Genomic DNA, 12,681 nt, shown 5'->3' with positions numbered 1-12,681 from the left:
ATTTACTTAGGTATTTATCAAAAAAAATACGAGTCAAAATTATGCAATCAAAACTTCAAGAGCTAACAGATAAGCTTTATGCAGAAGGGGTTCAGAAAGCGAACCACGAGGCAGAAGCTATCTTAGAAAAAGCCCGAAAAGAAGCGGAGGAAATTCTTTCTGAAGCTAAAAGTAAGGCATCCGGTATTATTGAAGATGCGAATGAGAAGGCTGCTGAAAAACAACGTAATGTTGATGCAGAAATAAAGCTGGCCTCTCAACAAGCAATCTCATCTTTGCAGCAAAAAATAGGACAAAGTATAGCCGTTCAAGTTGCTGAACCTTCATTAAAAGAGGTGTTTAGTGATAAGGAATATGTGCAATCGCTTATTCTTAAAGTTGTAGAAGGTTGGTCGAAAACAGGAAACTTTGATATTAATGTAGTTTTATCTGAGTCGGATAAGGCCGAAATGGAAAAGTTCTTGAAGAATAATTTGGCTGCCGAAATGAATAAAGGCTTAAGCTTTGAATCGGATCAGTCTGTTAAAGCTGGATTTAAAGTAGGACCTGCTGATGGAAGCTATGTAATTAGTTTTGAAGAAGGCGATTTCCAAAACTTTTTTAAATCATTTTTACGTCCTAAAACAAATCAATTATTATTTGAAGAGGAGTAAAACATGGGTAAAAAGTACTATTGTTTAATTGCCGGATTACCTGATATTGTATTAGGTGATAAAAAAGTTTTGTTCAACTCAATCATTCTGTGTGAATCATTGCTTGATGAATTGAGTGCACAAGACCTGGAAATGGCTAAAGCGCTCTACTTACCCTTCGATCATTATAATCTCATAAGTTTATTATTTAACCAACAAAAAGAATTTGACCCAAGGGGCTTGTTTACTCTGATGGATCTTGAACTTATGTTGGATAAAAAGAATATTGAGGATATCGATAATTCGAATTACCCTCAGTATATGATCCAGTTTGTTAAAGAAATATTACTTGCCGAAGAAAAGATTTCTTCAACAGAGGCTGAAGTTTTATTATTTAAAAAGTACATAGGTTATCTAAAATCATTCTCAAATCAGTTTTTAAGTGATTTTGTTGATTACGAGGTGAATGTGAAAAATGTATTTACAGCATTAACCGGTAAAAAATACGGAATCGAGTATGAAAAAGAATTGATAGGAGGAGGCGAAATTGTTGAAGCACTTGTTAAAAGTCGCTCCAGAGATTTTGGTTTAGCCAGTGAATTTGATCAGATAGAAACTTTAGTGCAGACATATGAGAATGAAAGTTTGTTGGAGCGAGAACTAAAAATAGATCAACTGAAGTGGGAATATCTTGATGAAGCTACTTTCTTTCATTATTTCACGATTGAAAAAGTGCTTGGATTCATCTTTAAACAATTTATGGTAGAAAGATGGATTGCCCTGGATGAAGAAGAAGGTCAAAAGATGTTCCGTAAGTTACTTAGTGAGTTGGAATCTAGTTATGAATTTCCTGAAGAATATAAATTAAGCCATGGAAAGAAAAAATAAAACTACCGGAAAAGTAGCCGGTATTATTGCCAACCTTGTAATTGTGGAGGTTGATGGTCCTGTGGCCCAAAACGAAATATGCTTTATATCTCACCCTGAGAATAAACTAATGGCAGAGGTGATTAAGATTTTGGGTAAAAATGTTTATGTACAGGTCTTTGAAAGTACCCGTGGATTAAAGGTTGGAACTCCGGTGGAGTTTGAAGGACACCTTTTAGAAGTTAGCTTAGGCCCGGGTATTTTATCCAGAAATTATGACGGTCTGCAAAACGACTTAGATAAAATGGATGGGGTCTTCTTAAAAAGAGGAGATTATACCGATCCTTTAGATAGAGAAAAGAAATGGGACTGGACTCCAATTGCCAAAGAAGGTGATCAGGTGGTTGCCGGAAGCTGGTTAGGAGAAGTGCCCGAAAATAGTGTACCTCACCGTATTATGGTTCCTTTTAAATTTCAGGGAACATATACAATTAAAAGCATTGTAGCTGCAGGTCAATATACTGTTGATGATGTGGTTGCCGTTGTTACAGATAGAGAGGGCAATGATATAGAACTAACAATGGTTCAAAAGTGGCCGGTTAAAATGGCTGTTAAGGCCTATAAAGAAAAACCGCGTCCGTTTAAACTGTTACAAACAGGAACCAGAACATTAGATACATTAAACCCAATTACTGAAGGGGGTACCGGATTTATACCAGGACCATTTGGAACAGGTAAAACGGTATTGCAGCATGCGATTTCAAAATTTGCTGATGCTGATATAGTAATTATTGCAGCTTGTGGTGAACGTGCCAATGAGGTGGTGGAAATCTTTACTGAGTTCCCTGAATTGGAGGATCCAAAAACAGGTCGTAGTTTGATTGAGCGTACCACAATTATCGCAAATACATCAAACATGCCGGTAGCAGCTCGTGAAGCTTCTGTATATACTGCCATGACATTGGGTGAATACTATCGTTCAATGGGATTAAAAGTGGTTTTAATGGCCGATTCAACTTCTCGTTGGGCTCAGGCACTTAGAGAGATGAGTAACCGTTTGGAAGAGCTTCCCGGACCGGATGCATTCCCAATGGACTTAACTGCTATTATTACAAGTTTCTACGCTCGTGCAGGTTTCGTATACTTAAATAATGGCGAATCAGGTTCCATTACCTTTATAGGTACAGTATCGCCAGCAGGTGGTAACTTGAAAGAGCCTGTAACTGAATCTACACGTAAGGCTGCAAGATGTTTTTACGGATTAAATCAGGGACGTGCAGATAGTAAGCGCTATCCTGCAATTGATCCAATTGATAGTTATTCAAAATATCTTGAATATCCTGAAGTACAAGAGTATTTGAAAGAAAATATCGGTGAAAACTGGTTAGATAATGTTCTTAAAACAAAAACATTATTATTAAGAGGAAAAGAAGCTCAGGAGCAAATCAACATTCTTGGTGATGATGGTGTGCCTTTGGAATTCCATGAAAAATTCTGGAATTCAGAGTTAATTGATGCGGTAATTCTTCAGCAGGATTCTTTTGATAAGATTGATGCAAACTGTCCAATGCCTCGTCAGAAATATATGTTGGAGAAGGTTTTAGAAATCACTGACAAAAAATTCAAATTCGAGACTTTTGAAGAAGTAAACGGATTCTTTAAGCGAATCATCAACCAGCTTAAGCAGATTAACTACAGTGAGTGGGAATCTGAGAAGTTTAAAACTCATGAAAAAGAGTTGGAAGAGATTATGAATGAACGCTTAAATTAATTTTGAAAATTATAGATGCATGGAAACTCAAGCATTTCAAAAAGTTTATACAAAAATTACTAACCTGACAAAGGCTACCGTAACATTAAAGGCTACTGATGTAGGCTACGATGAAATGGCTATGGTACATGGTCGTATGGGGCAGGTGGTAAAAATTATGGGCGATGAGGTTATTCTTCAGATCTTTGCAGGTACTGAAGGTATTCCTACAAATGCCGAAGTGGTGTTTTTAGGTCGTCCCCCACAATTAAAAGTGAGTGATCAATTAGCAGGTCGTTTTTTCAATGCTTTTGGTGATCCGATTGATGGAGGTCCACAGGTTGAGGGAAGAATTGTTGATACAGGAGGTCCTTCTGTAAATCCGGTTCGAAGAAAGCAGCCATCTCAATTAATTGCTACAGGTATTGCAGGTATTGACCTGAACAATACATTGGTTACAGGACAAAAAATTCCATTTTTTGCGGATCCTGATCAGCCTTACAATCAGGTAATGGCAAACGTGGCCTTAAGAGCTAAAGCAGATAAAATTATCCTGGGTGGTATGGGATTATCAAATGATGATTACCTGTACTTTAAAAACATATTTGACAATGCCGGGGCATTGGATCGTATTGTAAGTTTTGTAAATACAACAGATGATCCACCGGTAGAACGTTTGTTGATCCCGGATATGGCGTTAACTGCAGCAGAGTATTTTGCAGAAGAAAAGCAAGAAAAAGTATTGGTGTTATTAACTGATATGACCTTGTATGCAGATGCTTTATCTATCGTATCAAACCGTATGGATCAAATTCCATCAAAAGATAGTATGCCGGGTTCATTATATTCTGATTTAGCCCGATTGTATGAAAAAGCGGTACAATTCCCACATGGAGGTTCAATTACTATTATTGCGGTTACAACCTTAAATGGTGGTGATATTACGCATGCGATTCCTGATAACACTGGTTATATCACAGAAGGACAGTTGTTCTTACGTATGGATTCAGATGTAGGTAAGGTAATTGTAGATCCATTCCGAAGTTTATCACGTTTGAAGCAGTTGGTAATTGGTAAACAAACCCGCGAAGATCACCCTCAGGTGATGAATGCTGCAATCCGTTTGTATGCTGATGCCGCAAATGCTAAAACCAAGCAGGATAACGGTTTTGATTTAACAGACTACGATGAGCGTACTTTAAAATTTGCCAGAGAATATTCAGAACATATTTTAGCTGTTGATATTAATATTGATACGGAGAAAATGTTAGATACTACCTGGAAATTATTTAGCGAAAATTTTGCTCGCGAAGAGGTAGTAGTACGTGAAGAGTTTGTTGCAAAATATTGGAAAGGAGCTAAACAGTAGACTATTAGTTAATAGATGATGTTTAGTAATATAAAGATGATAAATAGATGAATTGGATAAGTTGAATCTTAAAATCACTTATCTGAAATCTAAAATCTAATTTTTATGGCCGTAAAGTTTCAGTATAATAAAACTTCTCAACAGCAACTTGATAAACAGCTTAAGGTTCGGGAGCGTGCATTGCCTACGCTTCAGAATAAGGAGGCTGCATTGCGTATAGAAGTAAAAAAAGCAAAAAGACGAGCCGATGAGCTCGGGCAAGAACTTGAAACCCAGATGGCTGGTTTAGATAAAATGTCTCGACTTTGGGGAGAATTTGATATGCAAATCATTTCTATTGAGGATGTTATTCTTGAAAGTAAAAAAATTGCAGGTGTTCAAACTCCTATTTTAAAAGATGTTGTATTTAAAAAAGAGCCGTTTGCACTATTTAGTAAGCCGGTATGGTTTTTTGACGGTGTTAAAATCATAGAAGATCTGGCAAAAGTAGGCATTGAGCGAGAAGTATTTCTTCGTAAAATGGAACTACTTGATGTGGCCAGAAAAAAAACAACGCAAAAAGTGAACTTGTACGAAAAAGTTCAAATTCCGGGATATAAGGATGCCATTAGAAAGATTAAACGATTCCTTGAGGATGAAGAGAACCTTTCAAAATCGGCACAAAAGATTGTGAAAAACCGTCAACAACAAGAAAAGGAGGTTGCATCATGATAGTACCAATGTTTAAATATTCATTCTTGGTTCATCATTTGGATTACAATTCCTTTTTGGAAGACTTAAAAAAGTTGGGGGTTGTTCACATTATTCAGAAAAAGGAAGAACCATCTATTGAAATTCTGGATGCTTATCGTCGTGTGAATGAAGTTGAAAAAACAATGAAAACTTTAAGCACTTTTAGGGATGAGAATGCATATGATGAGGTACAAATTCCTCAGTCAGGTAATGAAATAATGGAAGCTGTAGCTAGTGTACAAACTAATATTGAACATTACAATCAGCAAATAAGTATTCTGAACAAAGAGTTGAACCAATTATTGCCATGGGGTAATTTTTCATGGAGTAAAATTGAGCAGCTTGAAAATGAAGCTGGTGTTCAAATGTACTTTTTCTACGTTTCAACCAAGAAATTTCAAGATGAATGGGAGGCAGCGTATAATCTCACAAAAATCTCTGAAGATAAAGGTTATACCTATTTTGTACTCGTTCTGGAAAACGACCAGACTATTCCTGATATTGATGCAGAGGAAGTAAAACTTCCAAAACAATCAATCGGTGAAATTCAAGGTCAGTTAAAAGAACTTACAGAACAGTTGGAACAGGAGAAAGCAACTTTACATGCTTATGCAAATAAAGGATCTCTGGTTCTTGAAAATTATAGTCTTGAATTAAAAGATGCTTTGGCTTCAAGTGAAGCAGTGCATCATACAAGCGATGAGCTTGAAGGTCAGGTAAAATTGATGGAAGGATGGGCGCCTAAAGACAGGCTTGCTGAGTTGGATGCCTATTTGGAGAATGCATCAGTTTATTATCTGAAGAGTGAAGCAAATCATGCAGATAAACCTCCGGTTCAACTAAAAAATAACAGGTTTAACCGCTTGTTTGAAACCATTAGTAATCTGTATGCATTACCATCTTATAATGAATTGGATTTGACTCCGTTTTTGGCGCCATTCTATTTGTTATTCTTTGGTTTCTGCTTTAGTGATGCAGGGTATGGTCTTTTGTTTGTGTTGGTTGCAACAATTGTAAAAGCCAAACAAAAAGAAGCTAATCCTATTTTATCCTTGATTCAGCTATTGGGAGCATCCACCATGTTCTTTGGTATATTGGGAGGTACTTTTTTCGGTATCGAGCTATACAAAACAAATCTGCCTGTATACAGGGATTTGGCAAAATCAATGGAAGCGTCAGGTATTACAGTTCAGGATATCATGTTTAAATCCTCATTGATCTTAGGTCTGATTCAAATGTTATTTGGAATGTTCCTGAGAGCAGCTAAGGAGATTAAACAAGCTGGATTTATACATGCTGTTTCAACGCTAGGTTGGGCTTTTCTAATCATAGCTTCTGCTGTAAACTATCTGGTAGCAGATAAAATGAATGTTGAGTTTATGAACATTCCTTATATGATTATTGGCGGAATATGTCTGATCGGAATTTTCTTTATGAATACTCCGGGGAAAAGTCTTTTACTCAATTTTGGATCAGGGTTATGGGACACATATAACACTGTTGTAGGTGGTGTTGGTGACTTATTATCTTATGTAAGATTGTTTGCCTTAGGTTTAGCAAGTGCTATTCTTGGATTGGTTTTTAATGATCTTGCTTTGAAATTGATAAACCCTGAAGCAGGAATTGTAATGCAAATTGTCGGTTTTGTTCTAATGCTGGTTATTCTGGTTGTAGGACATGCTATTAATATTTTTATGTCAGGATTAGGTTCTATGGTTCACCCATTGCGTTTAACTTTTGTAGAGTTCTACAAAAACGCAGGTTTTGAAGGTGGAGGTAAGGCATATAATCCTTTTAAAAAACAAGTTAACTAATAAATTAAACAGAATTTAAATTTAAATAATTATGGAAGCTATTGTATTTGCTTATATTGGAATTGGATTAATGGTTGCACTAACAGGAATTGGTAGCGCTTATGGTTGTTCTATGGGCGGTAATGCTGCTATTGGTGCAATGAAAAAGAATGAATCTGCATTTGGTAGTTATTTAACATTGAGTGCCTTACCTGGTTCTCAGGGATTATACGGATTTATCGGATATTTTATGTTAGCAGGTTTGTTACAAGCTGATATGTCATGGTTACAAGCTGGTGCTGTATTTGGTGCTGGTTTAGCTTTAGGTATTGTTGGTTTATTATCTGCAATTCGTCAGGGACAAGTTTGTGCAAATGGTATTGCTGGAATTGGTGCTGGTTACGATGTTTTTGGTAAGTCGTTAATTCTTGCAGTATTCCCAGAGTTATATGCGATTTTAGCTTTAGTGGCTGCTATCTTAATTGGACAAGCTGTAGCTTAATTAAAATAATAACCTTATATATTAAAACCCGATGGCTTGTGTCATCGGGTTTTTCTTTTTTATAGTAACTCAAAAGTATACAGGATGATTGTTTTTATAACAGTTCCTATAAATGAATAGTATAGAAAAATATGGAAATTAGGTGATTACGGAAATTGTGTATTTGATATAAGAAAATATGTTATTATATTAATGTATTGTTAAAAGCCCGATTTATTATTTGTCAGTCTTGTCGTTTTTTAGATATGGAATACATCTATTTATCAAATATTTTTAATGATACCATTGGTATTGAAGAGGCATATCTTAAGAAATGGCGTAATAATTTAAGTCTGATATCTGATTTCTATAAATCAGCGACTTGTATCTTAACACAACGAGAAGGAGACTTTTTGAAAATATTACCCACCTGTCATAATAATTCTATCCAACTTAATATAACAGATGGCCTTTCTTTAGAATCTTTAATAGGAGATGTTGAATCTCTTTCTGATCAAACCTATATATTAAAGAACTTTGATAGATTCCAAAATGTTGGTGAATTAAAGTTTAAGTCAATACTAGTAGTTCCTGTTTTTTATCCGGATGATGTACTCATGGGATATATTATTTTGTTGGATGAAAAGAAAGACTGTTTTGATCAGGCTGCTATTAAATTAAGCCTGCAGATCAAGGAGCTAATAGAGGTCGATTTAAAAAATATTTATCTAAAATTTAATGATAAGTATGATGACAATTTCACTAATGATCTTGTGTGTAAGGTGCTTTACGAAAAGTCAGGAGCTTTAAATTGTTTTTATTCCAAAAATCTCAAACTGTCATTTTATAATGATAATTTTAAATCTACATTTCTTACTGCAGATCATAATGTTGTGGACTTAACCACTGTAGGTTATAAAAACTACTATAATTTAATTCTTCCAAACCTTAAAGAGGTTGTAAAGTCAAATCAAGCACTTAATTCCATAGATAAAATTGAATATAATGGTTCAAACATGTGGTTTAATCTTGACTTTAATCCTATAAGTGATAATAGCAACCAATTGATAGGAGTATATGTTGTTGCAAATAATATTACAGACCTTATTATTACCAAGCAAAGAATGCTCAATAAAAAGCAGGATTTGTTAGAGTATGAACGTATTTTTAATTTGGTTGCCAATCCTATTTGCATCGCTGATATAAATGGTGTTTTTATAAAGACCAATCCTGCATTCTATAGAATATTAGGTTTCACATCTGAGGAAGTACAGGGACGATCTATGTTTGAAATGATTCATCCCAATGATTTAAAGAGAACAGTAGACTATATTAGTGAAAAAATTAAGGAGCAACCAGAACTGCTTGAATTCGAAAATAGATATGTTTGTAAAGATGGTAGCTCTGTTTGGTTTTCGTGGATGGTACAACCTATTTATGAAAAGGGTATTTCATACTCTGTAGCACACGATATTACTACACTAAAGGAAACACAGGAGGAATTAAGTAAAGCAAAAGAACATGCGGAAGAAAGTGATCGTTTAAAAACAGCCTTTCTGTGTAACATGTCGCACGAAATCCGAACTCCAATGAATGGTATTGTTGGATTTTCTGACCTGTTGAAAAGTACAGCGCTCCAAAATGAAGAATTGGAATACTATTGTGATATTATCAGGTCGAGTGGACAGCAATTACTCAGAATTGTAAATGATATTATCGATATTTCAAAAATTGAGATTGGAGAAGTTGATATTATCGAAAATGAAGTTAATATTAATGAACTTATAAGGAGCATCGCTGCTTTTTATAAGCCCGATATTGCAAGTAAGGGTCTTGAAATTATTACAATGCTTCCTTTACCTGATAAGGATGCTATTTTAAAATCAGATGAAACTAAATTACGTCAGATTTTGGATAACCTTTTAAGTAATGCCTTGAAATTTACAGAAAATGGTTTCCTCAAAATTGCTTATGAAGTGCAAGGTACTGATATTGTTATTTCTGTTGAGGATACTGGTATAGGTATTCCTGAAAACAAGCGTAAAAATATTTTTGAACGATTTGCTCAGTTAAAGGATCCAAATAAATCATATGGTGGTGCAGGTTTGGGCCTGGCTATTTGTAAAGCTTATATAAATAAAATGGGTGGCGATATTTGGGTTGAAACTTCAATGGACTCAGGAAGCATTTTTAAGTTTACACTTCCCTTTATTGTTTAATTATTATTGCAGTTCTGTTGTTAAATTGAAATCGAATTAAGGTAATAGAGTGCCTGTATGCACAAAGGTGTGAGGTTTAATGTAATAGGATGGTCGTATCTTTAGAGTGTTGTTATATAGTGTTTTATGTAGCTTGTTTCATGCCTTTTCTTCTTTGTTTTTAGTAGCTTATTCCTATGTTTCCAATATATATAGTAGGTGAAATATAGGTTCGAATTTGATGAAAATAGCCTGGACTATGATTAAAGATTGTTCGAATAATTTTAGCCAACTATTCCTTCAATTATATTTGTAGCAGAAAAGATGAACAAATAAGAGTAAAAGTTTATTGGTCAAAAATCAGGGGGTATTCGCTTGAATATTCGATTTTTGATTGTGGGGGTGATTTTTATTCGGTTAAGACATTTACAAATAATCAAAATTTTTAATTGTAGGGAAGATATGAATTTACGTAACATTTCAATTCGTTTTCGATTAGCGTTGGGGTTTAATATTCTGGTGTTATGCTTAATTGTTGTTGGTGCTATTGGTTGGATTGGTTTAAAAAATACAACAAACATAGCTAAAGTGTCAAATGAGGTTAGAGACGTTCAAAGTAATTTATTGGGGGCACGACTAAATGTAATGTATTTTCTACGGTTTTCAGATTCTGGCGTAATAAGTAAAGCCATTGATAATCTGGATAGAGCTATTGAAAATGTGGATTTGGCTGTAGAAAAATCGGGTAATAGAATAGAGAATGGAAATGACTTTAAAGTTCATATTCAAAATTATAAGGCATCTTTTAATGAATATGTCAATCTGGAGAATAAGAAAGAGCAAACTTTCAATAATTGGTATAAAGTAGGTGGCGATTTAAGTAAGTTAATCACTGCAGATAATCAGGCAAATGCTTCTTTAATTCAAAAGTTAGTTAATCCACATAACTCATTAAGAATATCTGCATGGGAGTTTATTGCTAATCCTATGAGTGCCGATGGTTCTATTAATTCAGATGGGGTTAGTAAAGTAAAGGTTAGATTAAATGACTGTATTTCCTTATTGGAGGCTAACAAAAGTATTTATGGATCAAATAGTAAGATCATTAATAACCTGGTGTCAAAATATGCAGATTATCAGATTGCTTTTAATGATTATACCAAATCTGTTGTAAAGCAAGGTGCAAAAGTGGCTGAGATGCAGCAGGAAGGCGCTGAAGTGGCTCAGTTGGGTGAAAAACTTGTTGAAGATATTTTAGCAGCAGAAGAAGCTGTTGTGCAAAGTGCTGATAACCAAATTATATTTGTTATTGTTATCGCTTTAATATTAGTGGCAATTGTAATTAATCGTATTTCAAGAAGTATTACAAAACCTCTCGAAGAAGGGGTGAGGCTGGCAGAAAAGATGTCGATGGGAGATTTATTTCATACAATTGAAGTTGTAGGTAAAGATGAAGTAAGCAGATTGACGATGGCAATGGATAAAATGTGTGAAAAATTGAAAGAAGTTGTAGGGGAGATTATGAGTGGTTCGCAGCAATTAACAGTTGCAAGTGAACAGCTAAATACCAATTCTCAATCAATATCATCAAGTTCAAGTGAGCAGGCTGCTTCGTTAGAAGAGGTTTCAACAGCTATTGAAGAAATGGTGGCTAACATTGAGCAAAGTAATGATAATGCAGAAGAAGGTGAGAAATTGGCAGATAAAACAATGACTGATATTGCTGAAGTGAGCAGTGAATCACGAAAAGCAATGGAGGCCAATAAAAAGATTGCTGAAAAGATTAATGTGGTAAGTGAGATCGCCCGACAAACAAATATATTAGCTTTAAACGCAGCTGTAGAATCGGCAAGAGCAGGCGAGCATGGAAAAGGTTTTGCTGTTGTGGCTGCCGAAGTACGCCAATTGGCTGAAAGAAGTAAGGAAGCAGCAGATGAAATTGTTAAATTGGCTAAGGAAAGTAATGATCTGTCTGTGGCATCCAATCGAAAGTTAGAATCTGTTTTACCAGGAGTAGATAAGGCAAACTTGTTTATGAAAGAAATTGCGGCCTCTTCTAAAGAGCAACGAACAGGAGCAGGTCAAATAAATAGTGCGGTTCAACAATTAAACCAGGCTACTCAGGAAAGCGCTGCAGGAAGTGAAGAGATGGCGAGTAGTGCAGAGGAGTTAAGTAGTCAGGCCATTCAATTACGTCAATTGATTGAATATTTTAAGTTGGAAGAAGGAGTTGATACGAAAATTAATACTAAGATTAAATCCGAAGTAAAAAGAAATATGAGTTTTAATAAAATTCATATTCCAAACAGTAACTCAATTACTGTTAATAAAATGAGCAAAAAGGAGAAAGAAGAATATGAAGTGTTTTAATAAATGCTTCATATTGAACTCATAGCTAAAAACGAATAATTGTCTGCTGATAATATTCAAAAATAAACCGGTAATGCAATTGTAAAATATTGCTCTGTATTTTGTTAATTTCTTATATTGTATATTAAAATATAAAGATATGGACTTAACCGGTAGATGGATTTTTAGAGAAGAATTTGATTCAGGCAAAGACGAAGGTGTTGCAATTCTGGCTCAAGCAGGAGATCGGCTTTATGGTGTTTTAGATTTTACAGAATATATAGAGAATGAAACACCATTCCAGGTAAAATGTCAGTTGGAAGGAAAAGTTGACGGGGATAAAGTTTCACTTGAAATGATTGATTACGAGATTATCTCCGTTGAACCTTTTGAATATTTCCCGGAAAAAAGAGAAGGTATTATTAATCAAAATGGACAAATAGTTGGATCAAGTGAAGATGAACAGGGCGTTTGTGGCGTTTTTGTTTTTGAAAAAGAAGAAAAATAACA

10 protein-coding genes are annotated in these 12,681 nt (G+C 34.9%); all 10 read left to right on the top strand.

The genetic code is table 11. The features are described from left to right. The first annotated feature begins 41 nt into the window (after window positions 1-41). The 10 genes from OM075_RS07910 (at window position 42) to OM075_RS07865 (ending at window position 12,679) form a co-directional block, all read left to right on the top strand. Complete coding sequence (locus OM075_RS07910; protein WP_301189952.1) at window positions 42-653, top strand: V-type ATP synthase subunit E; 612 nt, start codon at window positions 42-44, stop codon at window positions 651-653. 3 nt (window positions 654-656) lie between these two features. Further along, entirely contained in the window at window positions 657-1,520 is an 864-nt protein-coding gene (locus OM075_RS07905) for a DUF2764 family protein (protein ID WP_301189951.1), read from the top strand. Beyond that, entirely contained in the window at window positions 1,504-3,270 is a 1,767-nt protein-coding gene (locus OM075_RS07900; protein WP_301189950.1) for a V-type ATP synthase subunit A, read from the top strand. Before OM075_RS07905 ends, OM075_RS07900 begins: the two co-directional genes overlap by 17 nt. Before the next feature lie 19 nt (window positions 3,271-3,289). Beyond that, window positions 3,290-4,618 carry a V-type ATP synthase subunit B gene (locus OM075_RS07895; protein WP_301189949.1) on the top strand — a complete coding sequence of 443 codons (1,329 nt, stop codon included), beginning with the start codon at window positions 3,290-3,292 and terminating at the stop codon, window positions 4,616-4,618. Between the two features lie 105 nt (window positions 4,619-4,723). After that, complete coding sequence (locus tag OM075_RS07890; RefSeq protein WP_301189948.1) at window positions 4,724-5,329, top strand: V-type ATP synthase subunit D; 606 nt, start codon at window positions 4,724-4,726, stop codon at window positions 5,327-5,329. Then, window positions 5,326-7,164 carry a V-type ATP synthase subunit I gene (locus tag OM075_RS07885; protein ID WP_301189947.1) on the top strand — a complete coding sequence of 613 codons (1,839 nt, stop codon included), beginning with the start codon at window positions 5,326-5,328 and terminating at the stop codon, window positions 7,162-7,164. Before OM075_RS07890 ends, OM075_RS07885 begins: the two co-directional genes overlap by 4 nt. 31 nt (window positions 7,165-7,195) lie before the next feature. Continuing rightward, window positions 7,196-7,645: an ATP synthase subunit C-like protein gene (locus OM075_RS07880; RefSeq protein ID WP_301189946.1), complete on the top strand. Its 450-nt coding sequence runs from the start codon at window positions 7,196-7,198 to the stop codon at window positions 7,643-7,645. Between the two features lie 245 nt (window positions 7,646-7,890). After that, entirely contained in the window at window positions 7,891-9,843 is a 1,953-nt protein-coding gene (locus tag OM075_RS07875; protein ID WP_301189945.1) for a sensor histidine kinase, read from the top strand. A 441-nt stretch (window positions 9,844-10,284) separates the two neighbouring features. After that, window positions 10,285-12,192, top strand: coding sequence for a methyl-accepting chemotaxis protein (locus OM075_RS07870; RefSeq protein WP_301189944.1), 1,908 nt, complete (start codon window positions 10,285-10,287; stop codon window positions 12,190-12,192). A 139-nt stretch (window positions 12,193-12,331) separates the two neighbouring features. Continuing rightward, window positions 12,332-12,679, top strand: a complete 348-nt coding sequence (locus tag OM075_RS07865; protein WP_301189943.1) for a hypothetical protein — start codon at window positions 12,332-12,334, stop codon at window positions 12,677-12,679. Window positions 12,680-12,681 lie beyond the last annotated feature (2 nt).

Origin of the sequence: Plebeiibacterium sediminum, from assembly GCF_026013605.1 — a bacterium.
In the GTDB taxonomy this organism is placed as follows: domain Bacteria; phylum Bacteroidota; class Bacteroidia; order Bacteroidales; family Marinilabiliaceae; genus Saccharicrinis; species Saccharicrinis sediminus.
Note: the sequence above shows the minus strand (reverse complement) of the source record. Positions and strands in the feature narration are given on the sequence as shown.